Source organism: Streptomyces sp. M92, from assembly GCF_028473745.1.
GTDB lineage: Bacteria > Actinomycetota > Actinomycetes > Streptomycetales > Streptomycetaceae > Streptomyces.
In genome coordinates, this window is sequence record NZ_CP101137.1 from 6,930,681 (window position 1) to 6,957,326 (window position 26,646).

The window sequence follows — 26,646 nt, forward strand, 5'->3', positions numbered from 1 at the left end:
GAGACTAGCGGTCAAGTCCGCCAGAGTCAGCGAGAACGGCGGAAAAGTCCTGGTCAGCCTCTGTCAGGCCAGACATTTCAGACATATCGCCTCTGATTTGAGGATGCATCCAAGGTCTGGAAGCCTAGGCGGCCGCCACCGCGGTCCTGACCTCGTCGGCGAAGCGGTCCGCCGCGTTCCGCAGCGCGGTCGCGTCGGGACCGTGACGAAGGACACCCCGGCTGACGTTCGGCACGACATTGCGCACCGCCGCTCCGAACACCTCCGGCAGGTCGGCCGGCGTCGCGCCCTGGGCACCGATGCCCGGCGCGAGGAGCGGGCCGTTGACGTCCAGGTCGTACGACGACAGGTCGCCGAGTGTGGCGCCGACCACCGCACCGAAGGAGCCCAGGGGCGCCTCACCCGCGTTCTCGGCGGCCAGGTGCGCCAGCATCGTCGCCCCGACGCTCCGCCCGTCGGCCCGCACCGCGTGCTGGACCTCGCCACCCTCGGGGTTGGAGGTGAGTGCCAGCACGAACAGCCCCGCGCCGCTCTCGCGCGCCAGGTCGACGGCGGGCTTCAGGGAGCCGTAGCCGAGGTACGGCGAGACGGTCAGCGCGTCCGAGAACAGCGGCGCGTCCTCGCGCAGGAAGGACTCGGCGTACGCGGCCATGGTGGAGCCGATGTCACCGCGCTTGGCGTCCATGACGACCAGCGCGCCGGCCGCCCGTGCCTCCTCGACCGACTTCTCCAGGACCGCGACACCCCGCGAGCCGAAGCGCTCGAAGAAGGCGCTCTGCGGCTTGAGGACGGCCACCCGGTCGGCCACGGCCTCCACGACGGTGCGGCTGAAGCGCTCCAGCCCCGCCACGTCGTCGTTCAGGCCCCACTCGGCGAGCAGGGAGGCGTGCGGGTCGATGCCCACGCACAGCGGCCCGCGTTCGTCCATGGCACGGCGCAGGCGCGCACCGAACGGCTCGTTCGTACCGGTCATCGGGGCTTCCTCACGTCGGCGCCGACCGCGTCGGCGAGGGTGGCGTACGGGCTCTGCCGCAGACGCGCGGCGAGTCCCTTGTGGATGGCCCGGCCCCAGAAGGGGCCCTCGTAGATGAACGCGCTGTAGCCCTGGACCAGCGTGGCCCCGGCCAGGATGCGCTGCCAGGCGTCCTCGGCGGTCTCCACGCCGCCTACGCCCACCAGGGTGATCCGGTCGCCCACGCGCGCGTAGAGGCGGCGCAGGACCGCCAGGGAGCGCTCCTTGAGCGGGGCGCCGGACAGGCCGCCGGTCTCCTGGACGAGGGCCCGGGAGGAGGTCAGGCCGAGTCCCTCGCGGGCGATGGTGGTGTTGGTGGCGATGATGCCGTCCAGCCCCAGCTCCACCGCCAGGTCGGCGACCGCGTCGACGTCCTCGTCGGCGAGGTCCGGCGCGATCTTCACCAGGAGGGGGACGCGCCGGGTGGTGACCACGCGGTCGGCCGCCTCGCGCACGGCGGTCAGCAGCGGGCGCAGCGCCTCGGTGGCCTGGAGGTTGCGCAGGCCGGGCGTGTTCGGGGAGGAGACGTTGACGACCAGGTAGTCGGCGTGCGGGGCGAGGCGTTCGGCGGACTTCACGTAGTCGCCGACGGCCTCCTCCTCCGGGACGACCTTGGTCTTGCCGATGTTGACGCCGACGACCGTCCTGAAGACCGGCGTGCGGGAGGCCAGGCGGGCGGCGACGGTCAGGGAGCCGTCGTTGTTGAAGCCCATGCGGTTGATCAGCGCGCGGTCGCTCACCAGGCGGAACAGCCGCTTCTTGGGGTTGCCGGGCTGCGGCTCCCCCGTCACGGTGCCGATCTCGACGTGGTCGAAGCCGAGCATGGCCATGCCGTCGACGGCGACGGCGTTCTTGTCGAAGCCGGCGGCCAGCCCGAAGGGGCCGTGCATGCGCAGGCCGAGGGCCTCGGTGCGCAGCTCCTTGTGGCGGGGCGCCAGCACGGCCGCGACGAAGGTGCGCAGGACCGGCACGCGGACGGCGAGGCGGATCCAGCGGAAGGCGAGGTGGTGCGCCCGCTCCGGGTCCATCCGCTTGAAGACGAGGGAGAAGAAGATTTTGTACATGGTGTCCTCATGGAGCCCCATGAAGAGGGGGACACCGTTTCCGGTGTCCCCCTCGGGGCCTGCTGCTAGTCGCGGGCCGCGGTCAGGAATTCCGCGTGTTCCTGAAGTGAGCGCACTTCGACGTCACCGTGGTTGAGGGCGTCGATGCCCTGGACCGCCGCCGCCAGCGCCTGGACCGTCGTCAGACACGGCACGGAGCGGGCCACGGCCGCCGTACGGATGTCGTAGCCGTCGAGGCGGCCGCCGGTGCCGTACGGGGTGTTGACGATGAGGTCGACCTCGCCGTCGTGGATGAGCTGGACGATGGTCTTCTCGCCGTTCGGCCCGGTGCCCTCGGACTGCTTGCGCACGACCGTGGCGTTGATGCCGTTGCGCTTGAGGACCTCGGCGGTGCCGGAGGTGGCGAGCAGCTCGAAGCCGTGGGCGACCAGCTCACGGGCCGGGAAGATCATCGAGCGCTTGTCGCGGTTGGCGACCGAGATGAACGCCCGTCCCTTGGTGGGCAGCGGGCCGTAGGCACCGGCCTGCGACTTGGCGTACGCCGTGCCGAAGACGGAGTCGATGCCCATGACCTCGCCGGTGGAGCGCATCTCCGGGCCGAGCACCGTGTCGACGCCGCGGCCGTGGATGTCCCGGAAGCGGGACCACGGCATCACGGCCTCCTTGACGGAGATCGGCGCGTCCATGGGGAGCGTACCGCCGTCGCCGCCCGCCGGGAGCAGGCCCTCGGCGCGCAGTTCGGCGATGGTCGCGCCCAGCGAGATGCGCGCGGCGGCCTTGGCCAGCGGCACCGCGGTCGCCTTCGAGGTGAAGGGCACGGTGCGCGAGGCGCGCGGGTTGGCCTCCAGGACGTACAGGATGTCCCCGGCCAGCGCGAACTGGATGTTGATCAGGCCGCGCACGCCGACGCCCGCGGCGATGCCCTCGGTGGAGGCGCGCAGCCGCTTGATGTCGAAGCCGCCGAGCGTGATCGGGGGCAGGGCGCACGCCGAGTCGCCGGAGTGGATGCCGGCCTCCTCGATGTGCTCCATGACGCCGCCGAGGTACAGCTCCTCGCCGTCGTACAGGGCGTCGACGTCGATCTCGATCGCGTCGTCGAGGAAGCGGTCGACCAGGACCGGCCGGGAGGGGCTGATCTCGGTCGACTCGGCGATGTACGCCTCCAGCCGGGTCTCGTCGTAGACGATCTCCATGCCGCGTCCGCCGAGGACGTAGGAGGGCCGCACCAGGACCGGGTAGCCGATCTCGTCGGCGATGGCCTTGGCCTCGGCGAAGGTGGTGGCGGTGCCGTGCTTGGGGGCCGGCAGCCCGGCCTGCGCCAGGACCTGGCCGAAGGCGCCGCGGTCCTCGGCGGCGTGGATGGCCTCGGGCGAGGTGCCCACGATCGGCACGCCGTTGTCCTTGAGCGCCTGGGACAGGCCCAGCGGGGTCTGGCCGCCGAGCTGGACGACGACGCCGGCGACCGGGCCGGCCTGCTGCTCCGCGTGGACGATCTCCAGGACGTCCTCCAGGGTGAGCGGCTCGAAGTACAGCCGGTCGGAGGTGTCGTAGTCGGTGGAGACGGTCTCCGGGTTGCAGTTGACCATCACGGTCTCGTACCCGGCGTCGCTGAGCGCGAAGGAGGCGTGGACGCAGGAGTAGTCGAACTCGATGCCCTGGCCGATGCGGTTCGGGCCGGAGCCCAGGATGATGACGGCCGGCTTCTCGCGGCGCGCCACCTCGGTCTCCTCGTCGTAGGAGGAGTAGAAGTACGGCGTCTTCGCGGCGAACTCGGCGGCGCAGGTGTCGACCGTCTTGTAGACCGGGCGGATGCCGAGGGCGTGCCGCACCTCGCGGACGACGTCCTCGCGCAGGCCGCGGATCTCGCCGATCTGGTGGTCGGAGAAGCCGTGCCGCTTGGCCTCGGCGAGCAGGTCGGCGGTCAGCTCCGGGGCGGCGGCCAGCTCGTCGGCCGTCTCCTTGATCAGGAAGAGCTGGTCGACGAACCAGGGGTCGATCTTCGTGTACTCGAAGACCTCCTCCGGCGTGGCGCCCGCGCGGATGGCCTGCATGACGGCGTTGATGCGGCCGTCGGTGGGCCGGACGGCCTCCTCCAGCAGCGCCTTCTTGTCGCCCGTCTCGCCGACGAAGGTGAACTGGCTGCCCTTCTTCTCCAGCGAGCGCAGCGCCTTCTGGAAGGCCTCGGTGAAGTTGCGGCCGATGGCCATGGCCTCGCCGACCGACTTCATGGTGGTCGTGAGGGTGGAGTCGGCGCTGGGGAACTTCTCGAAGGCGAACCGCGGGGCCTTGACGACCACGTAGTCGAGCGTGGGCTCGAAGGAGGCCGGGGTCTCCTGCGTGATGTCGTTGGGGATCTCGTCCAGCGTGTAGCCGACGGCGAGCTTCGCGGCGATCTTGGCGATCGGGAAGCCGGTCGCCTTGGAGGCGAGCGCCGAGGAGCGCGACACGCGCGGGTTCATCTCGATGACGATGACCCGGCCGTCGACGGGGTTCACCGCGAACTGGATGTTGCAGCCGCCGGTGTCGACGCCCACCTCGCGGATGATCGCGATGCCGACGTCGCGCAGCACCTGGTACTCGCGGTCGGTCAGCGTCATCGCGGGCGCCACGGTGATCGAGTCGCCGGTGTGGACGCCCATGGGGTCGAAGTTCTCGATGGAGCAGACGACCACGACGTTGTCGTTCTTGTCGCGCATCAGCTCCAGCTCGTACTCCTTCCAGCCGAGGATGGACTCCTCCAGGAGCACCTCGGTGGTCGGCGAGAGGGTGAGGCCCTGCCCGGCGATGCGGCGCAGCTCCTCCTCGTCGTGCGCGAAGCCGGAGCCGGCGCCGCCCATGGTGAAGGAGGGGCGGACGACGACCGGGTAGCCGCCGAGCTCCTCGACGCCCTTGAGGACGTCGTCCATGGAGTGGCAGATGTAGGACCGGGCGGACTCGCCGTGGCCGATCTTCTTGCGGACCTCCTCGACGACCTCCTTGAACAGGTCGCGGTCCTCGCCCTTGTTGATGGCCTCCACATTGGCGCCGATCAGCTCGACGCCGTACCTCTCCAGGACGCCGTTGCCGTGCAGCGAGATCGCGGTGTTGAGCGCCGTCTGGCCGCCCAGGGTGGGCAGCAGGGCGTCGGGGCGCTCCTTGGCGATGATCTTCTCGACGAACTCGGGGGTGATCGGCTCGACGTAGGTGGCGTCGGCGATCTCCGGGTCGGTCATGATCGTCGCCGGGTTGGAGTTCACGAGGATGACCCGAAGGCCCTCGGACTTCAGGACCCGGCACGCCTGGGTGCCGGAGTAGTCGAACTCGGCGGCCTGGCCGATGACGATCGGGCCGGAGCCGATGACCAGGACGGACTGGATATCGGTGCGCTTAGGCACGCTGGCCCTCCATCAGGGAAACGAAGCGGTCGAACAGGTAGGCGGCGTCGTGCGGGCCCGCTGCCGCTTCGGGGTGGTACTGGACGCTGAAGGCCGGCTTGTCGAGGAGCTGGAGGCCCTCCACCACGTTGTCGTTGAGGCAGACGTGGGAGACCTCGGCGCGGCCGTAGGGGGTGTCGGAGACCTTGTCGAGCGGGGCGTCGACGGCGAATCCGTGGTTGTGCGCGGTGACCTCGACCTTGCCGGTCGTACGGTCCTGCACGGGCTGGTTGATGCCGCGGTGGCCGTACTTCAGCTTGAAGGTGCCGAAGCCGAGGGCGCGGCCCAGGATCTGGTTGCCGAAGCAGATGCCGAAGAGCGGGGTACCGCGCTCCAGGACGCCCTGCATCACGGAGACCGGGTGGTCGGCGGTGGACGGGTCGCCCGGGCCGTTGGAGAAGAAGACACCGTCCGGGTCGACGGCGTAGACGTCCTCGACGGTCGCGGTGGCCGGCAGGACGTGCACCTCGATGCCGCGCTCGGCCATCCGGTGCGGGGTCATGCCCTTGATGCCGAGGTCGACGGCGGCGACGGTGAACTTCTTCTCGCCGATCGCCGGGACGACGTACGCCTCGGTGGTGGCGACCTCGGCGGAGAGGTCGGCGCCGGTCATCTCGGGGGCTTCCTGGACGCGGGCCAGCAGCGCGGCGTCGTCCTGGACGGCGTCGCCGCTGAAGATGCCGACGCGCATGGCGCCGCGCTCGCGCAGGTGGCGGGTCAGCGCCCGGGTGTCGATGCCGGAGATGCCGACGACGCCCTGGGCGGCCAGTTCGTCGTCCAGCGTGCGGCGGGAGCGCCAGCTGGAGGGCACGCGCGCGGGGTCGCGGACGACGTAGCCGGAGACCCAGATCCTCTTGGACTCCATGTCCTCGTCGTTGACGCCGGTGTTCCCGATGTGCGGGGCGGTCATCACGACGACCTGGCGGTGGTACGACGGGTCGGTGAGGGTCTCCTGGTAGCCGGTCATGCCGGTGGAGAACACGGCCTCACCGAACGTGGCCCCCACGGCCCCGTAGGCGCGGCCGCGGAAGATCCGGCCGTCCTCCAGGACGAGTACGGCGGGAGCCTTGCCGGCTCCCCGGGTGGAGGTCGTCATCGTGCGCCTTCCGTTTCCGTCTTGTTGATCATGTCGTTCAGGGTTTCGACCCACTCGTTGTGCTCGGCCGCGTGGTCGGAGCGGAAGCCGGAGTCGATCAGCTTGTCGCCGTGCTCCCAGGTGACGACCAGCAGGCCGCCCTCGGTGAGCACCTTGCCGGCGATGCCCTTGTCGAGCCGGGCCTCGCGCAGCGCGGCGACGGGGACGAAGAAGTCGTCCGCGCCGGGGCGTACGACGTCCAGGCCCGCGTCCGTCAGGGTGAGCTCGACCCGGCTGCGGGTGCCCAGGCCGTGCGCCACGATGCGGTCCAGCCACTGCCCGGCGGTGGTGGAGCCGTGGTAGCGGCCGCTCAGGGTCAGTCTCGCCGGGCCGGGGGCGTCCGGCGCGCTGGGCAGCTCCGGGAGGTCGCCCTGGAGGGTGCCGCGCCACTTCCAGCCCTCGCGCATCAGCCAGTAGACGAGCGCGACGAACAGGCCGAGGCCGACCACCCAGCCGATCCGGGCGGCCCAGTCGGTCACTTCCGCCGATTCCTTCTCGGCGGCCAGCAGGATTACCGGTGCTACAGATGTCACGTGAGCTTCCCGTCGACGAGCGTGGCCTTGCCCCGCAGCCACGTGTGCGTCACACGGCCCGGCAGCTCACGCCCCTCGTACGGGGTGTTGCGGCTGCGCGAGGCGAAGCCCGCGGGGTCCACCCGGCCACGGTATTCCGTGTCGACGAGGGTGAGGTTGGCGGGCTCACCAGCCGAGACGGGACGGCCGTGGCCCGTGGCCTGTCCGATCTGCGCGGGCTTGAAGGACATGCGGTCGGCGACGCCGGCCCAGTCCAGCAGGCCCGTGTCCACCATGGTCTCCTGCACCACCGACAGCGCGGTCTCCAGGCCCACCATGCCCATGGCGGCGGCGGCCCACTCGCAGTCCTTGTCCTCGTGCGGGTGCGGGGCGTGGTCGGTGGCGACGATGTCGATCGTGCCGTCGGCGAGCGCCTCGCGCAGGGCCAGGACGTCACGCTCGGTGCGCAGCGGTGGGTTGACCTTGTAGACCGGGTTGTACGACCGGACCAGCTCGTCGGTGAGGAGCAGGTGGTGCGGGGTGACCTCGGCGGTGACGTCGATGCCCCGGGACTTGGCCCAGCGGACGATCTCGACGCTGCCCGCGGTCGACAGGTGGCAGATGTGGACGCGGGAGCCGACGTGCTCGGCGAGCAGCACGTCCCGCGCGATGACCGACTCCTCGGCGACGGCGGGCCAGCCGCCGAGGCCCAGCTCGGCGGAGACGACGCCCTCGTTCATCTGGGCGCCCTCGGTCAGCCGGGGCTCCTGGGCGTGCTGGGCGACGACGCCGCCGAAGGCCTTCACGTACTCCAGGGCGCGGCGCATGATCACGGCGTCGTGGACGCACTTGCCGTCGTCGGAGAAGACGGTGACGCCGGCCGCGGACTCGTGCATGGCGCCCAGTTCGGCGAGCTTGGCGCCCTCCAGGCCGACGGTGACGGCGCCGATGGGCTGCACGTCGCAGTAGCCGGACTCCTTGCCGAGCCGCCAGACCTGCTCGACGACGCCGGCGGTGTCGGCGACCGGGAAGGTGTTGGCCATGGCGAACACGTTGGTGTAGCCGCCGGTCGCCGCCGCGCGGGTGCCGGTCAGGACGGTCTCGGAGTCCTCGCGGCCGGGTTCGCGCAGGTGGGTGTGGAGGTCGACCAGGCCCGGCAGCAGCACCTTGCCGCCGGCCTCGATCACCTCGGCGCCCTCGGCGGACAGGTTCTGGCCGACCGCCTCGATGACGGTGCCGTCGATCAGCACGTCCTGCGGCTCGCCGCCGAGCACCTTCGCACCGCGGATCAGGATCTTGCTCATGTTCTTACTTCTCCTCGGTGGGACGGGCGTGGGTGACGGCGGGCTCGGCTCCGCCGAGCAGCAGGTAGAGGACGGCCATCCGGACGGAGACGCCGTTGGTGACCTGCTCGACGACGGTGCAGCGGTCGGAGTCGGCGACCTCGGCGGTGATCTCCATGCCGCGGACCATCGGGCCGGGGTGCATCACGATGGCGTGGTCGGGCATCTTCGCCATGCGCTCGCCGTCGAGGCCGTAGCGGCGCGAGTACTCGCGCTCGGTGGGGAAGAAGGCGGCGTTCATGCGCTCGCGCTGCACGCGCAGCAGCATCACCGCGTCGGACTTGGTCAGGGTGGAGTCGAGGTCGTAGGAGACCTCGCAGGGCCAGGTCTCGACGCCGACGGGCAGCAGGGTGGGCGGGGCGACGAGGGTGACCTCGGCGCCGAGGGTGTGCAGCAGGTCGACGTTGGAGCGGGCGACGCGGCTGTGCAGGATGTCGCCGACCAGGGTGACGCGGCGGCCGTCGAGGTCCTTGCCGAGGCCGGCGTCGGGGCCGACCAGGCGGCGGCGCATGGTGAAGGCGTCCAGCAGGGCCTGGGTGGGGTGCTGGTGGGTGCCGTCGCCGGCGTTGATGACGTGGGCGTCGATCCAGCCGGAGGTGGCCAGGCGGTAGGGGGCGCCGGAGGCGCCGTGCCGGATGACGACGGCGTCGACGCCCATGGCCTCCAGGGTCTGGGCGGTGTCCTTGAGGGACTCGCCCTTGGAGACGCTGGAACCCTTGGCGGTGAAGTTGATGACGTCCGCCGACAGGCGCTTCTCGGCGGCCTCGAAGGAGATCCGGGTCCTGGTCGAGTCCTCGAAGAAGAGGTTGACGACGGTCCGGCCGCGCAGGGTCGGCAGTTTCTTGATCGGCCGGTCGGCGACCCGGGCCATCTCCTCGGCGGTGTCGAGGATCAGGACGGCGTCGTCGCGGGTGAGGTCGGCGGCCGAGATGAGATGACGCTGCATCTGTCAGGCTCCGTAGGGCGATTCATGCTCAAGAGCGGGATAATTCGGGCGGCCGGGCGTGCGTGCGGGCACACCGAGCGGGCGTACGGCGCGGGTGGGCGCGTACGCGCGGGTGCTACGGGTGGGCGCCCGGGGCGGCCGGCTTGGCACCGAGCAGCACGGTGTCGCGACCGTCCTCCTCGGCGAGCTGGACCTTGACCGTCTCCCGCAGCGACGTCGGGAGGTTCTTGCCGACGTAGTCGGCGCGGATGGGCAGTTCGCGGTGGCCGCGGTCGACGAGGACGGCGAGCTGCACAGCGCGCGGGCGGCCGATGTCGTTCAGCGCGTCGAGGGCGGCGCGGATGGTGCGGCCGGAGAAGAGCACGTCGTCGACGAGGACGACCAGGCGGCCGTCGATGCCGTCACCGGGGATCTCGGTGCGGGCCAGGGCGCGGGGCGGGTGCATGCGCAGGTCGTCGCGGTACATGGTGATGTCGAGCGAGCCGACCGGCACCTTGCGCTCGGTGATCTGCTCCAGCTTGTCGGCGAGCCGCCGGGCGAGGAAGACGCCGCGGGTCGGGATGCCGAGGAGGACCACGTCGTCGGCGCCCTTGGCGCGTTCGACGATCTCGTGGGCGATGCGGGTCAGGACCCGGGCGATGTCGGGGCCTTCGAGAACGGGCCGCGCATCGGATTGCGCGCCCGAAGGCGCGTCCTGCTGCTTGTCCATACGAAACGGACCTCCTTCTCCGCCTCACGGGACGGACCTTAAAGGACGTCGGGATGTGCGCCGTCTACGGTACCAGGCTCACAGACCCGCCCCTGCGACCCCCAGGACACTCGCGCGTCACCCCTACGACACCCCGGCACCACCCGTTCGGAGCAACGGGCGGCGAATACCACGGAAGAGTCGGTGCGGACCATTCGGCTTGACGCAGAAGAGTAACGCTGCGTAACCTCACAGTGAGTTACCAGCCGCGCGGGCGCGCACCAGTGCGGACCGCGTCGACACCTTGTCCGGGGAGCCATATGTCCAGCGAATACGCCAAACAGCTCGGGGCCAAGCTCCGGGCCATCCGCACCCAGCAGGGCCTTTCCCTCCACGGTGTCGAGGAGAAGTCCCAGGGCCGCTGGAAGGCCGTGGTGGTCGGTTCGTACGAGCGCGGCGACCGCGCCGTGACCGTGCAGCGCCTCGCCGAGCTGGCGGATTTCTACGGCGTTCCCGTGCAGGAGCTGCTCCCGGGCACCACTCCGGGCGGTGCCGCCGAGCCCCCGCCGAAGCTGGTCCTGGACCTGGAGCGGCTGGCCACGGTGCCGGCCGAGAAGGCGGGCCCGCTCCAGCGCTACGCGGCCACGATCCAGTCGCAGCGCGGTGACTACAACGGCAAGGTGCTCTCGATCCGCCAGGACGACCTGCGCACGCTCGCCGTCATCTACGACCAGTCGCCCTCGGTCCTGACCGAGCAGCTGATCAGCTGGGGCGTCCTGGACGCGGACGCGCGCCGCGCGGTGGCGTCCCACGAGGACATCTGAGCCGCAGCAGCCTCAGCAGAAACGTGCCGCCGGGGTGGCGAGGACCAAGCGTTCGGTCCTCGCCACCCCGGCGGCTTTGTCACGCCTTGGGGCTCAGCGCCCCCGAGGGGCGGGGGGAACTGCGCGACCAGCCACGGACCGATCCGCGGCCGTTCTCCCCCGCACCCCTACGGCGCGGCGCCCCGCGAAACCTGCGGAGCTATTCGTCGCGACGCAGCGAAGGCTTGAGGTCCTTCAGCCGGCCGAGCAGGCCGTTGACGAACGCTGGCGACTCGTCCGTGGAGAACTCCTTCGCCAGCTGCACCATCTCGTCCAGGACGACGGCGTCCGGGGTCTCGTCGACCCAGATCAGCTCGTACGCGCCCAGGCGCAGGATGTTGCGGTCGACGACCGGCATCCGGTCGAGCGTCCAGCCGACCGAGTACTGGGCGATGAGCTCGTCGACGCGCTCGGCGCGCGCGGCGTAGCCCTCGACCAGCTCCATCGTGTACTCGCTCACCGGCGGCTGCCGGGTGTCGGACCGGGAGTGCCGGACCCAGTCGGCGAGGACCGTCAGGACGTCGGCGCCGCGCTGATCGCCCTCGAAGAGGATCTGGAAGGCGCGCTTGCGGGCCGTGTTGCGGGCAGCCACGGTTAGCTGTTCACCCGGCCGAGGTAGCTGCTGTCGCGGGTGTCGACCTTGATCTTCTCACCGGTGGTGATGAAGAGCGGGACGTTGATCTGGTGACCGGTCTCCAGGGTGGCGGGCTTGGTGCCGCCGGTGGAGCGGTCGCCCTGGACGCCCGGCTCGGTCTCCTGGATGACCAGCTCGACGGCGGCCGGCAGCTCGACGAAGAGCACCTCGCCCTCGTGCTGCGCGACGGTGGCCTCGAAGCCCTCGATCAGGAAGTTGGCGGCGTCGCCGACGACCTTGCGGTCGATGTGCAGCTGGTCGTAGGTCTCCATGTCCATGAAGACGAAGTAGTCGCCGTCCATGTACGAGAACTGCATGTCACGCTTGTCGACAGTGGCCGTCTCGACCTTGACGCCGGCGTTGAAGGTCTTGTCGACGACCTTGCCGGAAAGCACGTTCTTGAGCTTGGTGCGCACGAAGGCCGGGCCCTTGCCGGGCTTGACGTGCTGGAACTCGACGACGGACCAGAGCTGGCCGCCTTCGAGCTTGAGCACCATGCCGTTCTTGAGGTCGTTCGTGGAAGCCACGGTTGCGGAATCTCCTGGACTGGACTGACGTGGACGACCCCGGTGCAGGCACGCGCACAGCGCGAAGGCTAGAGCGCGAGCAGCTCCTTGGTCGTGATGGTGAGTAGCTCGGGTCCGCCGTCCGCCTCGGGGCGCACGACGAGCGTGTCATCGATCCGGACCCCGCCCCGGCCCGGGAGGTGAACCCCCGGTTCGACGGTGACCGGCACACAAGCGTCCAGTTTACCCATGGCCGCGGGGGCCAACTGCGGGTCCTCGTCGATTTCGAGTCCGACCCCGTGACCGGTGAGGGCGGGAAGGTGCTCAGCGTACCCGGCGGAATCCAGTGCCTGGCGGGCGGCCCGGTCCACGTCCCGGCAGGCCGCGCCGGGTGCCAGGGCCTCCCGGCCGGCGCGCTGGGCGGAGAAGACGAGGTCGTACAGTTCGATCTGCCAGTCGGCCGGAGAGGTCCCGATGACGAACGTACGGCCGATCTCGCAGCGGTATCCGCGGTAGGTGGCGCCCAGGCAGACGGAGAGGAAGTCGCCCTCCTCCACCCGCCGGTCGGTGGGGCGGTGGCCGCGGCGTCCCGAGTTCGGGCCGGTGCCGACGGACGTCGGGAAGGCGGGGCCGTCGGCGCCGTGGTCCACCAGACGGCGTTCCAGCTCCAGGGCGAGGTGCCGCTCGGTACGGCCCACCAGGATCGACTCCAGCAGCTCGCCGAGGGCCTGGTCGGCGATCTCGGCGCCGATGCGCAGGCAGGAGATCTCCTCCTCGTCCTTGACCACCCTCAGCTGCTCGACCGCCTGGCCGAGGTCGGTCAGGCGCAGGCGCGGTGCGACCGAGCGCATGGCGCGGTGCCGGACCACGGTGAGGTGGTGGTCCTCGGTGGCGAGGGACTCGGCGCCCTGGGCCGCCGCGAGGCCGGTGGCGGCGACGGCCGCGTCGCCGCCGGGGCCGGGCAGCGCGCGCACCGCAAGTGAGTCGTCGGGCCTTCCGTCGGCCGGCCGGTCGTCCGGAGGGGCGGAGCAGACCAGGAGGTCCTCGCTCTTGCCCAGGAGCAGCACGGCACCGTGCGGGGCGGTGCCCGCGAGGTAGCGCACGTTCGCGGGCCGGGAGACGAGCGCCGCCGCGCTGCCGCCCGCGTTGCAGCGTTCTCGTAGGCGGGTCCGGCGGGCCGCGTACACCTGTGACATGAGCCGAGCGTATGAGCTCCGCCCGGAGGGCGCCGCTCGGGAGGGCCGAGTGGGCATGCCGGGTGCGCCAACCGGGGTGGGGGCTGTTGTCGAGTGGCGTCCGAAGGCCGGTGGGGCTTTCTCGCGCAGTTCCCCCCGCCCCTTCCGGCGCCTCCGCACCCGGCGCTTACCAGTTCGGCGGGCTTGCTATCGAGCGGGACAGGACCTCGTCCAGGACTCTCGCCGTTTCCGGTACGTCGAGCTGGGAGTTGTCGATGATCGGGAGGCCGGAGCCGTACCAGCCGGCCATGCGGCCGTGGATGCGGGCGACTTCCTCGTCGGTGAGGCGGCGGTTGCCGCTGCGTTCGGCGTTGCGTTCCAGGACGATGTCCAGGCCCGGCAGGAGGACGACCGGGAGCAGGCCGGGTCCGACGTGCCGCTTCCAGCCGCCGAGGCCGACGACCGGGCGGTCCGGGAAGACCGCGTCGTCGAGGATGCAGGAGATGCCGTTGGCGAGGAAGTTCCGGGCGGAGAAACCGCAGGTGCGGCGGGCGAGGCGGTACTGCGCCTCGCTGTTCTCGTTCCACCCGGTCTGGGGGTCGGCGAAGCCGGAGCGGACCCACTCGCGGACGTCGTCGAGGCTGATGTGCGCGGTGGGCACCCGGCGGTGGTCCGCCCAGTACTTGGCGACGCTGGTCTTGCCCGCGCCCGCGGGGCCGATGAGCAGTACCGCGAGCGTGGCCGAGGCGGGGTCGGGCAGGGCCGTCGCGGCCGGCGGGACGCTGGGCACGGCCACGGGAGCGCCGGGCGGCAGCGGAACGTGGCCGGTGGTGCCGGCGGTGTCCGGCGTGGATGGGACGGGGGCGGCCCGGTGGGTGCCATGCGGGCCCTGGGCCCGCTGGGAGGCCGGGGCCTGCTGGGGAGCCACGGGGTGCGGAGGCGGGGCCTGCGCGGGATATCCCGGCGCCGCGGGGGGCGGTACCGGGGCGGCCGGCTGGTGCGGGCCCGGGTGGTGTGCGGCCGGGGACCAGCCGACGGCCGGTCCGTGCCCCGGCTGAGGGGGCGGCGGCAGCGGAGAACCCACTGCGTGCTGCATCCGGTGCCACTCCGTCTCGTACAGGCGATGGGCGCTGACGGCGGGAGGGAGGTGGCCCGCCCGCTGCTACCGAACGGTACCGCCCCCGGCCGTCGTTTGGTGAACGGCCGGGGGCGGTGTGAAGTGCCCGTCTCGCAAGGCGAATCGGACGGAAGGTACGCCGGGGTACTACTCGCCCACCTCGCCGTAGGCGGCGAGGAGGACGGCCGGGTCGGGGCCCTCCAGCACCGTGGGCTTGGCGAGGCCGTCCAGGACGATGAAGCGCAGCAGGTCGCCGCGGGACTTCTTGTCGACCTTCATGTTCTCGACGAGCTTGGGCCACTGGTCGTAGCGGTAGTGCAGCGGCAGGCCGACCGCCTCGAGGATGGTGCGGTGCCGGTCGGCGGTGGCGTCGTCCAGGCGGCCCGCGAGGCGGCCCAGTTCGGCGGCGAAGTGCATGCCGACGGAGACGGCGGCGCCGTGGCGCCACTTGTAGCGCTCGTTCTTCTCGATGGCGTGGCCCAGGGTGTGGCCGTAGTTGAGGATCTCCCTGAGACCGGCTTCCTTCAGGTCGGAGGAGACGACTTCCGCCTTGACCTTGATGGAGCGCACGATCAGCTCGGTGGTGTGCGGTCCGGCCGGGGTGCGCGCGGCCTGCGGGTCGGCCTCGATCAGGTCCAGGATCGCCGGGTCGGCGATGAAGCCGGCCTTGATGACCTCGGCGAGTCCGGAGACGTAGTCGTTGACCGGCAGCGAGTCCAGCGCGGCCAGGTCGCACAGGACACCGGCCGGCGGGTGGAAGGAGCCGACGAGGTTCTTGCCCTCGGCGGTGTTGATGCCGGTCTTGCCGCCGACGGCCGCGTCCACCATGGCCAGCACGGTGGTGGGCACGGCGATCCAGCGCACGCCGCGCAGCCAGGTCGCGGCCACGAAGCCGGCCAGGTCGGTGCTGGCGCCGCCGCCGACGCCGACGACGACGTCGGTGCGGGTGAAGCCGGACTGGCCGAGCGCCTTCCAGCAGTAGGCGGCGACCTCGGCGGTCTTGGCCTCCTCGGCGTTGGGCACCTGGATGGCGATCGCCTCGTAGCCCTGCTCGGCGAGGTCGGCGCGCAGCGCGTCACCGGTCTCGGCGAGGGCCTCGGGGTGGATGACCGCGACCCGCTTGGCCCTCTCGCCGATCAGACCGCCCAGCTCGCCGAGGAGCTGACGGCCCACCAGGACCTCGTAGGGGTCGGATCCCGCGGTGCCGCCGACCTGGATCCGGGTGACTGCTTCGCTCATGCTTCTTTCAACTCCAGTGCGTCCAGGGCGGCTTCGGCGACTTCTTCGGGCGTACGGCCGTCGGTGGCCACGACGACCGTGGCCACCTCCTCGTAGAGGTGGCGGCGGGCCTCCATCAGTTCGCGCCACTGTTTGCGCGGATTGACGGCGAGCAGCGGGCGCGCGGCGTTCAGGCCGGTGCGCTTGACGGCCTCCTCGACTTCCATCGAGAGGTAGACGACGCGCTGCCCGGCGAGCAGCGCCCGGGTGCCGGCGTCCAGGATCGCGCCGCCGCCGAGGGCGAGGACACCCTCGTGCTCGGCGAGCCCGGTCCGCACGGCCTCCTTCTCCAGGGCCCGGAAGGCGGCCTCGCCCTCGTCGACGAAGATCTCGGCGATGGCCCGGCCCTGCGCGGCGACGATGTCCGCGTCCGTGTCCCGGTAGCCGGTGCCCAGGCGCTCGGCCAGCAGCTGCCCGACGGTGGACTTGCCGACCCCCATCGGGCCGACCAGGACGATCAGCGGGGCGCTCACCGGATCGCCAGGTTGTCGAGGTAGGACCGCACGTTGCGGCGGGTCTCACGCACGCTGTCGCCGCCGAACTTCTCCGCCACCGCGTCCGCCAGGACCAGGGCGACCATCGCCTCGGCGACGATACCGGCGGCCGGCACGGCGGACACGTCGGAGCGCTGGTGGTGGGCCTGCGTGGCCTCGCCGGTGGTGACGTCCACGGTCTTCAGGGCGCGCGGCACGGTGGCGATCGGCTTCATCGCGGCGCGCACCCGCAGCAGCTCACCGGTGGTGAGGCCGCCCTCGGTGCCGCCGGAGCGGCCGGAGACGCGGCGGATGCCCTCGTCCGTCTGCACGATCTCGTCGTGGGCCTGGGAGCCGGGCACCCGGGCCAGCTCGAAGCCGTCGCCGATCTCGACGCCCTTGATCGCCTGGATGCCCATCAGCGCGCCCGCGAGCCGTGCGTCGAGCTTGCGGTCCCAGTGGACGTGGGAGCCGAGGCCCACCGGCACGTCGTAGGCGAGGATCTCCACGACGCCGCCGAGGGTGTCGCCGTCCTTGTGGGCCTGGTCGATCTCGGCGACCATCGCCTTCGAGGCGTCGGCGTCCAGGCAGCGCACGGGGTCGGCGTCCAGCTTCTCGACGTCGGCCGGCGTCGGGTACACGCCCTGGGGGGCCTTCACGGAGCACAGCTCGACGACATGGCTGACGATCTCGACGCCGGTCGTCTCCTTCAGGTACGACCGGGCCACCGCGCCCAGCGCCACCCGGGCCGCCGTCTCCCGGGCGGAGGCGCGCTCCAGGATCGGGCGGGCCTCGTCGAAGCCGTACTTCTGCATGCCGGCGAGGTCGGCGTGCCCGGGGCGCGGGCGGGTCAGCGGCGCGTTGCGGGCCAGACCGGCCAGCACCTCCGGGTCGACCGGGTCGGCCGCCATGACCTGCTCCCACTTGGGCCACTCGGTGTTGCCCACCATGACCGCGACCGGGGAACCGAGGGTGAGTCCGTGCCGGACACCGCCGAGGAAGGTGACCTCATCACGCTCGAACTTCATCCGCGCACCGCGGCCGTAGCCGAGCCGCCGCCTCGCCAGATGGTCCGCCACCATGTCCGTGGTGATCGGCACGCCGGCGGGCAGACCCTCCAGCGTCGCGACGAGTGCGGGACCGTGGGACTCCCCCGCGGTCAGCCAGCGCAACCTGCTCAACGGTGCTCCTCAGTGCTCGCGCCCCGGTTATGCCTTGCGTACGCGTCCTGACCACGTACGGCAACGGCCCGACCGGGTGCGCGGCCCCGGCCCGCCACCTCCGATCCTCCCACGTCCGCGGGTACGGTCCGGAATCGGTCCGCTGGACGGACAGGGCGCGAGCGGGCCCCGGCTCCGCGAGGAGGGTCAGCCGGCGAGCGCGCGCTCCCCGGCCGCGCGCATCGCCGCGAGCGGGGCCGGCGACCGGCCGGTCATCCGCTCCACCTGGAGCACCGCCTGGTGCAGCAGCAGGTCGAGGCCGCCGACGACGGCGCCGCCGTACGCGGACCAGCGGGCGGCGAGTGTGGTGGGCCACGGGTCGTAGAGCACGTCGAAGAGGGTCGCGGGCATCTCCGGGACGGCGGCGGCGAGGGCGTCGGTGGTGCCGGCCGGGGTGGTGGCCACGACCAGCGGGGCGCGCAGCGCCTCCTCGGCGTCCACCCAGTCGGCGATGCGCACGTCGGCCTCCAGCCGCTCGGCCCAGCTCCGCATCTCGGCGGCGCGCGCCTCGCTGCGGACGTAGACGGCGATCTCGCCGGTGCAGATCCGGGCCAGGGCGGCCAGCGCGGAGGAGGCGGTGGCGCCGGCGCCGAGGATCGCGGCGGTCTCGGTCTTCTCGATGCCGTGCTCGCGCAGGGCAGCGACCATGCCCGGGATATCCGTGTTGTCGCCGGTTTTGCGGCCGTCCTCGGTGAAGACGACGGTGTTGACCGCGTCCACGGAGGCGGCGGTCTCGCTGACCGAGTCGAGCAGCGGGATGACAGCCCGCTTCAGCGGCATGGTCAGCGACAGTCCCGCCCACTCGGGGCCGAGCGTCTCGAAGAAGCCCGGCAGGGCCGCCTCGTCGACGTCGAACCGGTCGTACGTCCAGTCGTCCAGGCCCAGCTCGGCGTAGGCGGCGCGGTGCAGCACCGGGGAGAGCGAGTGCGCGATCGGAGAGCCGAGGACGGCGGCCCGGCGACGGTCAGTTGCCGGAGCTGGCATTGTATTTGTCCTTCAGTTTCAGGAACTCGTCGTGTGTCCTGGCGAACTCGGTCTTGCTCACGCCGTCGGTGGCGACGAAGTACATCCAGCCGTCGCTCGTCGGGTCGAGTGCCGCCTTCAGCGCCTCTTCGCCGGGGTTGCCGATGGGGCCGGGCGGCAGTCCCTTGTTGGTGTATGTGTTGTACGGGTCCGGGTTGCTGTTGATCTCGGACTCGCTGATGCGGATCTTGCTCTGGCCCATCAGGTAGTTGAAGGTCGAGTCGAACTGAAGCTCCTGGTTCGTCTCGGTGTTGGTGGGTTTGAGCCGGTTGTAGATGACCTCGGACATCTTGCGGAAGTCCTCGTGGGTCTTGCCCTCGGCCTGCACGAGGCTCGCCACGGTGAGCAACTGCCAGGGGCCCTTGAGGCCCAGGCCCTCCGCCTTCTCCTCGAGCCCGATCTTCTCGTACTGCTCGTTGGCCCGCGCCACCATCTGCTTCAGCACTTCCTCGGGCTTCTGCCCCTTGGCCGCCGAGTAGCTGGACGGGTAGAGGAACCCTTCCAGCGGGTCCTTCACGTCCTTGTGGTTCATCGCCCATTCGGGCAGGCCGAGACTCTTCCACTCGGTCTTGGCGACCTTGGCCGTGGTGCCTTCGTCCACGCCGAGCTGCTTGTCGATCATCTTGTAGACGTCGACGTTGCGTTTGCCCTCGGCGATGATCAGGTTGCTGCGGCTCTTGGGGTTGAGCAGGAGTTCGACCGCGCTCGCGGCCGACATCTCCTTCTGCAGCGTGTAGACGCCGTCCTGGATGCTCTTGCCGCGCGGGTTGCTCTGCTGGGCGGCGATGAAGGCGTCGACGCTCTTCACCACGCCCTTGCGTTTGAGCTCCTGGCCGATCGTCGAGCCGCCGGCACCCTTGGGGATGGTGACGGTGACCTGCTCACCGTTGCCGTCGCCCGCGTAGTCGGGAGCCGCGCCGAAACGTTCCTGGTAGAACTGGTAGCCGAAGTACCCGATACCCGCGACGCCGCCGCCGAGTACCAGGCAGACCACCAGGCACGCGCATCCGTTGCGGCGCTTCTTGGGCTTCCCGCCGCCCCGGGTCCTGCGCTCGCCGCGGCCGTCACCGGCGGTCTCGTCGTCGCCCTCCTCCGGGTCCCCGCCCGCGAAGAAGGTGTGCTCGCCCTCGTCGGGGCCCGGGTCCCAGTCGGTCCGCTGCGGTTCGGGCTCGGCGCGCCGGCGCGTGGGCGGTTCCGGCGGCGGATAGGCCTCCGGGGTGCTGTAGTAGTCAGGCTGGTCCGGGCCGTAGGCGGCCTGCTGGCCGTAGGGGTCCGACGGGTCGGCCGGGTACTGCGCCTGGGGCTGGGCGCCGGAGCCCCACGCGCCGTCGCCATAGCCCTGCTGGTGCTGGGGGTGCGCTTGGTCGCCGTACTGCTGATCACGGTACTGCTGGTCGCCGTACTGCTGGTCGTACTGCTGTTGGTCGTACTGCGGCCGGCCGTACTGGTCGTACTGCGGCTCGGGCTGCTGCTGCCCGTACTGGTCGTACTGCGGCTGGTGACCGTATGCGGGCTGGCCGCCGTCGCCCCAGTCGCCGTACTGCTGCTGCGACTGCGGCTGCTCCGGATACTGCTGCGGCTGGCCGCCGTAGGGGGGCTGCTGACCCGTGTGGGTCTGCTGCCCGCCCCATCCGCCGTCCCCGTACAACGGGTCCTCCGGATGCCACGGTTCGGGGCCTTGGCCCCGGCCATACTCAGTCATCGATCCCCTAGAGCCGCGAGGCGGGGGTGCCCGGCCTGTCATGGGGGCCGGCTTCCGTTCCGCCTCTTGCTGTGCGGTGGCTGTTCGAATGCCTCCGCATCGCGCGGAACGTTACCGTATCGCGATCAGATGACCACTTCGACGCCCTCGCCGGGTGGCCTGCCTGACACCCGTTCGGATTCCAGGGCCTGCTGGAGGATGATCACAGCTGCGGCCTGGTCGATGACGGACCGGCCCTTCTTCGACTTCACGCCCGAGGCGCGCAGTCCCTGACTCGCCGTCACCGTCGTCATCCGCTCGTCGACGAGCCGGACCGGGACCGGTGCGATGCCCCGGGCCAGCTCCTGCGCGAAGCGCCTGACCTTGGCCGCGGCCGGGCCCTCGCCTCCCTTGAGGGAGCGGGGGAGACCGACGACGACCTCGATCGGCTCGTACTCCTCGACCAGTGCGCGCAGCCGGCGCTGCGCCGCCTGGACGTCGCGGCCGGGGACGGTCTCCACCGGGGTGGCGAGAATCCCGTCGGGGTCGCAGGAGGCGACCCCGATGCGGGCGTCCCCGACGTCGACGGCCAGGCGGCGGCCGCGGCGCACGGCCGGACCGCCGTCCGTCCGATCATCCGTCCGGCCGCCCGTAGGCTCGTCCGTCCGGCCGTTCGTACGGTCATCCATCCGGCCGTCGTCCCTCCGGCCGTTCGCCGCGCCGCTCACTTGGCGGTGTCCGCCACGAGGCGCTCGACGGCGTCGACGGCCTCGCCGATGGCGGCCGGGTTCTGGCCACCGCCCTGGGCGACGTCCGGCTTGCCGCCACCGCCACCGCCGAGCGTCTTGGCGGCGGTGCGCACCAGGTCGCCGGCCTTGAGCCCGCGGTCGCGGGCGGCGTCGTTGGTGGCGATGACGGTGAGGGGCTTGCCGTTCACCGTGGTGAACAGGGCGACGACCGCGGCCCGGCCGCCCTGGATACGGCCGCGCACGTCGAGGACGAGCTTGCGCAGGTCGTCGGCGGTGGTGCCGTCCGGGACCTGGCCGGTGACGACGGCCACGCCGCGTACGTCCTTGGCGGACTCGGCGAGACCGGCGGCGGCCTGGAGGACCTTCTCGGCGCGGAACTTCTCGATCTCCTTCTCGGCGTCCTTGAGCTTGCCGAGCATGGCGGAGACCTTCTCGGGAAGCTCCTCCGGGCGGCCCTTGATCAGCTCCTGGAGCTGGGCGACGACCGTGTGCTCGCGGGCCAGGAAGTTGTAGGCGTCCACGCCGACCAGGGCCTCGATACGGCGCACACCGGAGCCGATGGAGGACTCGCCGAGCAGCTTGACCAGGCCGAGCTGGGCGGTGTTGTGCACGTGGGTGCCGCCGCACAGCTCCTTGGAGAAGTCGCCGATGGTGACGACGCGCACGCGCTCGCCGTACTTCTCGCCGAACTCGGCGATGGCGCCCTGCTTCTTGGCCTCGTCGATGCCCATGACCTCGGCCTGCACGTCCAGGTCGCGGGCGAGCACCGCGTTGATCTTCTGCTCGACGTCGGTCATCACGGCCGTGGGTACGGCGGACGGTGAGCCGAAGTCGAAGCGGAAACGGCCGGGCTGGTTCTCGGAACCGGCCTGGGCGGCCGTCGGGCCGAGGGCGTCGCGCAGCGCCTGGTGGGTGAGGTGGGTGGCCGAGTGGGCGCGGGCGATGGCCTTGCGGCGCCGGTCGTCGATGGAGGCGTGGGCCTTGGCGCCGACGGTGATCTCGCCGACCTGGACGACACCCTTGTGGACGTAGACGCCCGGGACCGGCTTCTGGCAGTCGCGCACCTCGATGACGGCACCGGAGTCGACCTTGATCCGGCCGGTGTCGCCGATCTGGCCGCCGCCCTCGGCGTAGAACGGGGTGCGGTCGAGGACGATCTCGACCTCGTCGCCCTCGGTGGCGGCCGGCGAGGAGGCGCCGTCGACGAGGATGCCGACGATCGTGGACTCGCTCTCGGTGTCCGTGTAGCCGACGAAGTCGGTGGCACCGGCCTGGTCGGCGATCTCGCGGTAGGCGCCGGCACCGGCGTGGCCGGTCTTCTTGGCCTGGGCGTCGGCCTTGGCGCGCTCCCGCTGCTCCTTCATCAGGCGCCGGAAACCGTCCTCGTCCACGGACAGCCCCTGCTCGGCGGCCATCTCCAGGGTGAGGTCGATCGGGAAGCCCCAGGTGTCGTGGAGCAGGAAGGCCTTGTCGCCGGCGAGGACGGTGCCGCCGGAGGCCTTGGTGTCGCTGACGGCGGTGTCGAGGATGTTGGTACCGGCCTTCAGCGTCTTGAGGAAGGCGTTCTCCTCGGCGAGGGCGACCTTCTCGATCCGCTCGCGGTCGGTGATCAGCTCGGGGTACTGCTGCCCCATCATGCCGATGACGACGTCGATCAGGTCCTTGACGACCGGGCCGGTGGCGCCGAGCAGGCGCATGTTGCGGATGGCGCGGCGCATGATGCGGCGCAGCACGTAGCCGCGGCCCTCGTTGCCCGGGGTGACGCCGTCGCCGATGAGCATCACGGAGGTGCGCATGTGGTCGGTGACCACGCGCAGGGAGACGTCCGAGGCCTGGGCGTCGCCGTAGGCCACGCCGGTCAGCTCGGTGGCCTTCTTGATGACGGCCATGGAGGTGTCGATCTCGTACATGTTCTGCACGCCCTGCAGAATCATGGCGAGGCGTTCCAGGCCGAGGCCCGTGTCGATGTTCTTGCTCGGCAGCTCCCCGAGGATCTCGAAGTCCTCCTTGCCGATGCCCTCGCCCCGCTCGTACTGCATGAAGACGAGGTTCCAGATCTCCACGTACCGCTCGTCGTTGACGGCGGGGCCGCCCTCGGCGCCGAACTCGGGGCCGCGGTCGTAGTTGATCTCGGAGCAGGGGCCGCAGGGGCCGGGGACGCCCATGGACCAGTAGTTGTCCTTCTTGCCGAGGCGCTGGATGCGCTCGGAGGGGACGCCCACGACGTCGTGCCAGATGCGTTCGGCCTCGTCGTCGTCCTGGTAGACGGTGATCCACAGGCGCTCGGGGTCGAGGCCGTAACCGCCCTTGTCCTGGGCGCCGGTGAGCAGCTCCCAGGCGAGTTTGATGGCGCCTTCCTTGAAGTAGTCGCCGAAGGAGAAGTTGCCGCACATCTGGAAGAACGTGCCGTGGCGCGTGGTCTTGCCGACCTCTTCGATGTCCGGCGTGCGCACGCACTTCTGCACACTGGTGGCGCGGTCGAAGGGCGGCTTGACCTCACCCAGGAAGTAGGGCTTGAACGGCACCATGCCGGCCGGGACGAGGAGCAGAGTCGGGTCGTCCGCGATGAGCGACGCCGAAGGGACGACGGTGTGACCGCGCTCCTCGAAGAAGCTCAACCAGCGGCGACGAATCTCGGCCGACTCCATCAGTGGTCCTCATTCCGGTTGTACGAGTACGTCGTCTGCACGTCGACGACGGACTTCGGGTCGTTGCGGTTCTCGATGGCGGCGTGGTGCCGCAGTGCGGGCAGTTCACGGTCGACGGGGGTGTTCAGCCCGAGCACGTCGTCCAGTTCGGCCTCCCGCTGGGCCATGTTCTCGCGGACGTCGAGGGCGAAGCCCACCGCGCGGTCCTTGAGCCGGGTGCCCGCGTCCAGCGCCTTGTTCGCCGCGGTCGCGGCGAGGCTGTCCGGGGTCAGCTGCTTGAGCTTCCGGTTGACCTTTGTGGTGGCCCACACACCGGCGGCGACACCGGTGCCGAACCAGAACGTACGGCGGAACATCGCTGGATCAGTCCTTCTTCCGCTTCGTCCGCCGCGCGGCCGGGATCGTACGGCCGACGATCACGGTGCGCCGCGGCTGCTTGGCCGGGCCCGCGGGCACGTCCTCCTTGCGGCCGCCGAGTGCCCGGCGCACGCCGTACCCGAACGCGGCGACCTTGACCAGGGGGCCGCCGAAGGTGGAGGCCACGGTGGTGGACAGCGCCGAGGCGTTCGACGTGACCTCCTGGACGTCCGAGGCGATCGCGTCGACACGGTCGATCTGGGTCTGCGCGGAACGCACCGCCGACGAGGCGTCGGCCAGCAACGGGACGGCCTGGTCGGTCACGTCCGCCACCAGCTTGGTGGTCGCCCTGAGCGTCTGGGCCAGCCTCGCCAGTGCCACGGCGAGGAAGGAGACCAGGATCGCCCAGAAGACGGCCACCAGGATTCCGGCCACCTCGCCACCGGACACTGTCGCACCCGCTCCCTGAAAGACGTGCCTGAACATCAAAAAGTCGTGCACCGAGCCTATCGCGCCGGGCACGGGGCTCCGTACCGGATTACCGTCCGCGTCCTGGGGAGAACGTGCGAGTCGGGCGAAGCGATTGTACGGAGTGAATACGGTTCAGTACGCTCCGTGTCTCATGCGAGACCTTCGGCGCGACCGCATCCCCCACGGCAACCTCCCGCTGGAACTGGACGCCTTCGTGGGAAGAGCCGCGGAACTCGCGGAGCTGGTCCGGGCGCTGGGCTCGGGGCGGCTGGTGACGTTGACCGGGGCGGGCGGGGTCGGGAAGTCCCGGCTGGCGGTGCGGACGGCCGCGCGGTGCGCGCCCCGGGACGGCGTGTGGCGGGTGGAGCTGGCTCCGGTGCGCGACGAGGAGTTCGTCGACTACGCGGTGGTGGAGGCGCTGGGCCTGGTCGACCACACCACCCGGCTGCCGCGCGAGACGCTGCTGGCGCACCTCGCCGACCGGGAGCTGCTGCTGGTCCTGGACGGGGTCGAGCACCTGGTGGACGCCTGCGCCTCGCTGGTGGCCGAGCTGCTGGGCCGTGCCCCCGGGCTGCGGGTGCTGGCCGTGGGCCGCAGGCCGCTGGCGGTGGCCGGGGAGCGGGTGCTGCCGCTGGCTCCGCTGCGGCCGGAGGAGGCGGTGGAGCTGCTGGCGGTCCGGGCGGGGCAGCGGCACGCGGGCGCCGGCCGCGACGCCCTGGACGAGGACCGGGAGGAGGTGCGCGAGCTGTGCCGGCGCCTGGACGGCATTCCGCTGGCCATCGAACTGGCGGCGGGCCGGCTGAGCGCGCTGTCCCCGCGGCAGATGCTGCAACGGCTGGACGACCGGTTCCGCCTGCTCACCGGCGGTGACCGCACCGCGCTCCCCCGCCACCGGACGCTGCGCACGGCGATCGGCTGGAGTCACGAGCTGTGCACGCCCGGGGAGCGGCTGCTGTGGGCGCGGCTGTCGGTGTTCACGGGCTCGTTCGACCTGGAGGCGGCCGAGTACGTGTGCAGCGGTGACGGGCTGCCCGCCGACGAGGTGCTGGACGTCCTGTCCGCGCTGCTCGCCCAGTCCCTGCTGGCCCGCGAGGAGACCCCGGCCGGGGTGCGCTACCGGATGCTCGACACGGTGCGGGCCTACGGCGCCGACTGGCTGGAGGCGACGGGGGACGCGGCGCGGCTGCGGCGCCGGCACCGGGACTGGTTCGTGGGCCTGGCGACCTGGTGCGAGCTGGAGTGGTTCTCGCCGCGCCAGCTGGAGGTCGCCGCGCGGGTGGAGGCGGAGCTGCCGAATCTGCGCGGGGCCCTGGAGCACTCCTTGACCGAGCCGGACGAGGCGCACCTGGGCCAGTACCTCGCGGGCGCCCTGTGGTTCCACTGGGTCGGCTGCGGACGGCTGTCGGAGGGGCGGCGGTGGCTGGAGCAGGCGGTGCGGCTGGAGGCGGAGGGCACCGCGGGCGAGCAGTCCCGGCTCAAGGCGCTGTGGGTGCTCGGCTACGTGGCGGTCCTCCAGGGCGACACCGCGCACGCGTTCGCGGCGCTCCAGGAGTGCCGGGAGGAGGCCGAACGGTCGGCCAACCCGACGGCGGTGGCGTACGCGGAGCATCGCACCGGTTGTCTGGCGCTGGTCACGGACGACATGCCGCGTGCGGAGACGCTGTTGCGCTCGGCGCTGCACCGCTACCGGGAGATCGGCGAGCTCAACAGCAACGTCCTGATGGGGCAGGTTGAGCTGGCGATGACCCTGGCGTTCCAGGGCGACCTGCCGGACGCGGTGCGCCTGTGCGAGGACGTGCGCCGGGTGTGCGAGGACCACGGGGAGCGCTGGGCCCGGGGCTACGCCCTGTACGTGCTGGCCTACGCGGCCTGGAACGACGGCGAGCCGGCACGGGCCCGCGAGTTGCTGGTCGACTGTCTGCGCGGCGCGCACCGCTTTCGGGACCAGCTGGGATCGGTGCTGGCGGTGGAGCTGCTGGCCCTGGTCACCGTGGCGGAGGGCGACGCCGCGGAGGCGGCGGTGCTGCAGGGCGGGGCGGCGCTGATGTGGCCGTCGGTGGGGCTGCCGCTGTTCGGCTCGGCGCACTACAACGCGCCGCACGAGCTGTGCGAGGCGGCGGCGCGGGAGCAGCTGGGCGACGAGCGCTACGAGGAGTGCGTACGGCACGGGGCCCGGCTCGGCCGTCGGGAGGTGGTGACGCGGGCGCTCAGGCGGCCGGGGACGGCACCGGTCCCGCTGCCCGTGCCGCGCGGGAGCGCGCGCCGGGCCGCCGCGGGCGCGGGGACGGCGAAGCCCGCCGCCTCGCCCACCCGGAAGGGCGGGGAGACGGCGGGCTGA

The 26,646-nt window shown here is 71.5% G+C and carries 23 protein-coding genes; 2 read left to right on the top strand and 21 right to left on the bottom strand.

Translation table 11 applies throughout. The annotated features are described in order from the left end of the window. Positions 1 to 124: 124 nt before the first annotated feature. The 8 genes from pyrF to pyrR form a co-directional block, all read right to left on the bottom strand. Positions 125 to 973 carry an orotidine-5'-phosphate decarboxylase gene (gene pyrF / locus M6G08_RS31965; RefSeq protein WP_272590623.1) on the bottom strand — a complete coding sequence of 283 codons (849 nt, stop codon included), beginning with the start codon at positions 971 to 973 and terminating at the stop codon, positions 125 to 127. Then, positions 970 to 2,076, bottom strand: coding sequence for a quinone-dependent dihydroorotate dehydrogenase (locus M6G08_RS31970; RefSeq protein ID WP_272591490.1), 1,107 nt, complete (start codon positions 2,074 to 2,076; stop codon positions 970 to 972). Before M6G08_RS31970 ends, pyrF begins: the two co-directional genes overlap by 4 nt. A 65-nt stretch (positions 2,077 to 2,141) precedes the next feature. Beyond that, positions 2,142 to 5,450, bottom strand: a complete 3,309-nt coding sequence (gene carB, locus M6G08_RS31975; RefSeq protein ID WP_272590624.1) for a carbamoyl-phosphate synthase large subunit — start codon at positions 5,448 to 5,450, stop codon at positions 2,142 to 2,144. Further along, a complete protein-coding gene (gene carA, locus M6G08_RS31980; protein ID WP_272590625.1) occupies positions 5,443 to 6,585 on the bottom strand; it encodes a glutamine-hydrolyzing carbamoyl-phosphate synthase small subunit in 1,143 nt (380 codons plus the stop codon). Before carA ends, carB begins: the two co-directional genes overlap by 8 nt. Then, the gene (locus M6G08_RS31985; protein WP_272590626.1) at positions 6,582 to 7,157 is read right to left on the bottom strand and encodes a PH-like domain-containing protein; all 576 of its coding nucleotides are present in this window, start codon (positions 7,155 to 7,157) and stop codon (positions 6,582 to 6,584) included. The genes carA and M6G08_RS31985 overlap by 4 nt, the downstream gene beginning before the upstream one ends. Next, positions 7,154 to 8,440 carry a dihydroorotase gene (locus M6G08_RS31990; protein WP_272590627.1) on the bottom strand — a complete coding sequence of 429 codons (1,287 nt, stop codon included), beginning with the start codon at positions 8,438 to 8,440 and terminating at the stop codon, positions 7,154 to 7,156. The genes M6G08_RS31985 and M6G08_RS31990 overlap by 4 nt, the downstream gene beginning before the upstream one ends. 4 nt (positions 8,441 to 8,444) lie before the next feature. Beyond that, a complete protein-coding gene (locus M6G08_RS31995; RefSeq protein WP_272590628.1) occupies positions 8,445 to 9,425 on the bottom strand; it encodes an aspartate carbamoyltransferase catalytic subunit in 981 nt (326 codons plus the stop codon). Positions 9,426 to 9,540: 115 nt separating this feature from the next. Continuing rightward, positions 9,541 to 10,134, bottom strand: a complete 594-nt coding sequence (gene pyrR / locus M6G08_RS32000) for a bifunctional pyr operon transcriptional regulator/uracil phosphoribosyltransferase PyrR (RefSeq protein WP_272590629.1) — start codon at positions 10,132 to 10,134, stop codon at positions 9,541 to 9,543. A 299-nt stretch (positions 10,135 to 10,433) separates the two neighbouring features. Here pyrR and bldD point away from each other — a divergent pair, with 299 nt between their 5' ends. Beyond that, complete coding sequence (gene bldD / locus M6G08_RS32005) at positions 10,434 to 10,937, top strand: transcriptional regulator BldD (protein WP_019325075.1); 504 nt, start codon at positions 10,434 to 10,436, stop codon at positions 10,935 to 10,937. A 199-nt stretch (positions 10,938 to 11,136) separates the two neighbouring features. Here the strand turns inward: bldD and nusB are convergent, their stop codons facing one another. From nusB to M6G08_RS32070, 13 genes are all read right to left on the bottom strand, one after another. Beyond that, complete coding sequence (gene nusB, locus M6G08_RS32010; RefSeq protein ID WP_272590630.1) at positions 11,137 to 11,568, bottom strand: transcription antitermination factor NusB; 432 nt, start codon at positions 11,566 to 11,568, stop codon at positions 11,137 to 11,139. 2 nt (positions 11,569 to 11,570) lie between these two features. Further along, the gene (gene efp / locus M6G08_RS32015) at positions 11,571 to 12,137 is read right to left on the bottom strand and encodes an elongation factor P (protein ID WP_073730805.1); all 567 of its coding nucleotides are present in this window, start codon (positions 12,135 to 12,137) and stop codon (positions 11,571 to 11,573) included. Positions 12,138 to 12,205: 68 nt separating this feature from the next. Beyond that, positions 12,206 to 13,312 (bottom strand): aminopeptidase P family protein, encoded by a 1,107-nt coding sequence (locus tag M6G08_RS32020; protein ID WP_272590631.1) that lies wholly within the window; start codon positions 13,310 to 13,312, stop codon positions 12,206 to 12,208. Between the two features lie 166 nt (positions 13,313 to 13,478). Continuing rightward, positions 13,479 to 14,387, bottom strand: coding sequence for a Pro-rich N-terminal domain-containing protein (locus tag M6G08_RS32025; protein WP_272590632.1), 909 nt, complete (start codon positions 14,385 to 14,387; stop codon positions 13,479 to 13,481). A gap of 168 nt (positions 14,388 to 14,555) precedes the next feature. Continuing rightward, complete coding sequence (gene aroB, locus M6G08_RS32030) at positions 14,556 to 15,647, bottom strand: 3-dehydroquinate synthase (protein WP_272590633.1); 1,092 nt, start codon at positions 15,645 to 15,647, stop codon at positions 14,556 to 14,558. Further along, complete coding sequence (locus M6G08_RS32035; RefSeq protein WP_272590634.1) at positions 15,644 to 16,159, bottom strand: shikimate kinase; 516 nt, start codon at positions 16,157 to 16,159, stop codon at positions 15,644 to 15,646. Before M6G08_RS32035 ends, aroB begins: the two co-directional genes overlap by 4 nt. Continuing rightward, on the bottom strand, positions 16,156 to 17,340 hold the full coding sequence (gene aroC, locus M6G08_RS32040; protein ID WP_272590635.1) for a chorismate synthase: 1,185 nt from the start codon (positions 17,338 to 17,340) through the stop codon (positions 16,156 to 16,158). Before aroC ends, M6G08_RS32035 begins: the two co-directional genes overlap by 4 nt. Before the next feature lie 186 nt (positions 17,341 to 17,526). Continuing rightward, on the bottom strand, positions 17,527 to 18,363 hold the full coding sequence (locus M6G08_RS32045) for a shikimate dehydrogenase (protein ID WP_272590636.1): 837 nt from the start codon (positions 18,361 to 18,363) through the stop codon (positions 17,527 to 17,529). After that, complete coding sequence (gene mltG / locus M6G08_RS32050; protein WP_272590637.1) at positions 18,344 to 20,104, bottom strand: endolytic transglycosylase MltG; 1,761 nt, start codon at positions 20,102 to 20,104, stop codon at positions 18,344 to 18,346. The genes M6G08_RS32045 and mltG overlap by 20 nt, the downstream gene beginning before the upstream one ends. 125 nt (positions 20,105 to 20,229) lie before the next feature. Then, entirely contained in the window at positions 20,230 to 20,772 is a 543-nt protein-coding gene (ruvX, locus tag M6G08_RS32055) for a Holliday junction resolvase RuvX (protein ID WP_272590638.1), read from the bottom strand. Positions 20,773 to 20,807: 35 nt separating this feature from the next. After that, a complete protein-coding gene (gene alaS / locus M6G08_RS32060; RefSeq protein ID WP_272590639.1) occupies positions 20,808 to 23,480 on the bottom strand; it encodes an alanine--tRNA ligase in 2,673 nt (890 codons plus the stop codon). Then, complete coding sequence (locus tag M6G08_RS32065) at positions 23,480 to 23,836, bottom strand: hypothetical protein (protein ID WP_272590640.1); 357 nt, start codon at positions 23,834 to 23,836, stop codon at positions 23,480 to 23,482. The genes alaS and M6G08_RS32065 overlap by 1 nt, the downstream gene beginning before the upstream one ends. A gap of 7 nt (positions 23,837 to 23,843) precedes the next feature. After that, a complete protein-coding gene (locus M6G08_RS32070) occupies positions 23,844 to 24,287 on the bottom strand; it encodes a DUF948 domain-containing protein (RefSeq protein ID WP_019325088.1) in 444 nt (147 codons plus the stop codon). A 172-nt stretch (positions 24,288 to 24,459) separates the two neighbouring features. On the opposite strand from M6G08_RS32070, the gene M6G08_RS32075 reads away from it, so the two are divergent. Continuing rightward, on the top strand, positions 24,460 to 26,646 hold the full coding sequence (locus M6G08_RS32075; protein ID WP_272590641.1) for an ATP-binding protein: 2,187 nt from the start codon (positions 24,460 to 24,462) through the stop codon (positions 26,644 to 26,646).

Bases quoted from the DNA above. Each gene is read 5' to 3' on its own strand.
- pyrF (WP_272590623.1), bottom strand. From the start codon at position 973: ATGACCGGTACGAACGAGCCGTTCGGTGCGCGCCTGCGCCGTGCCATG.
- M6G08_RS31970 (WP_272591490.1), bottom strand. From the start codon at position 2,076: ATGTACAAAATCTTCTTCTCCCTCGTCTTCAAGCGGATGGACCCGGAG.
- carA (WP_272590625.1), bottom strand. From the start codon at position 6,585: ATGACGACCTCCACCCGGGGAGCCGGCAAGGCTCCCGCCGTACTCGTC.
- M6G08_RS31990 (WP_272590627.1), bottom strand. From the start codon at position 8,440: ATGAGCAAGATCCTGATCCGCGGTGCGAAGGTGCTCGGCGGCGAGCCG.
- M6G08_RS31995 (WP_272590628.1), bottom strand. From the start codon at position 9,425: ATGCAGCGTCATCTCATCTCGGCCGCCGACCTCACCCGCGACGACGCC.
- pyrR (WP_272590629.1), bottom strand. From the start codon at position 10,134: ATGGACAAGCAGCAGGACGCGCCTTCGGGCGCGCAATCCGATGCGCGG.
- bldD (WP_019325075.1), top strand. From the start codon at position 10,434: ATGTCCAGCGAATACGCCAAACAGCTCGGGGCCAAGCTCCGGGCCATC.
- M6G08_RS32020 (WP_272590631.1), bottom strand. From the start codon at position 13,312: ATGTCACAGGTGTACGCGGCCCGCCGGACCCGCCTACGAGAACGCTGC.
- M6G08_RS32025 (WP_272590632.1), bottom strand. From the start codon at position 14,387: ATGCAGCACGCAGTGGGTTCTCCGCTGCCGCCGCCCCCTCAGCCGGGG.
- aroB (WP_272590633.1), bottom strand. From the start codon at position 15,647: ATGAGCGAAGCAGTCACCCGGATCCAGGTCGGCGGCACCGCGGGATCC.
- M6G08_RS32045 (WP_272590636.1), bottom strand. From the start codon at position 18,363: ATGCCAGCTCCGGCAACTGACCGTCGCCGGGCCGCCGTCCTCGGCTCT.
- mltG (WP_272590637.1), bottom strand. From the start codon at position 20,104: ATGACTGAGTATGGCCGGGGCCAAGGCCCCGAACCGTGGCATCCGGAG.
- ruvX (WP_272590638.1), bottom strand. From the start codon at position 20,772: ATGGATGACCGTACGAACGGCCGGACGGACGAGCCTACGGGCGGCCGG.
- alaS (WP_272590639.1), bottom strand. From the start codon at position 23,480: ATGGAGTCGGCCGAGATTCGTCGCCGCTGGTTGAGCTTCTTCGAGGAG.
- M6G08_RS32065 (WP_272590640.1), bottom strand. From the start codon at position 23,836: ATGTTCCGCCGTACGTTCTGGTTCGGCACCGGTGTCGCCGCCGGTGTG.
- M6G08_RS32075 (WP_272590641.1), top strand. From the start codon at position 24,460: ATGCGAGACCTTCGGCGCGACCGCATCCCCCACGGCAACCTCCCGCTG.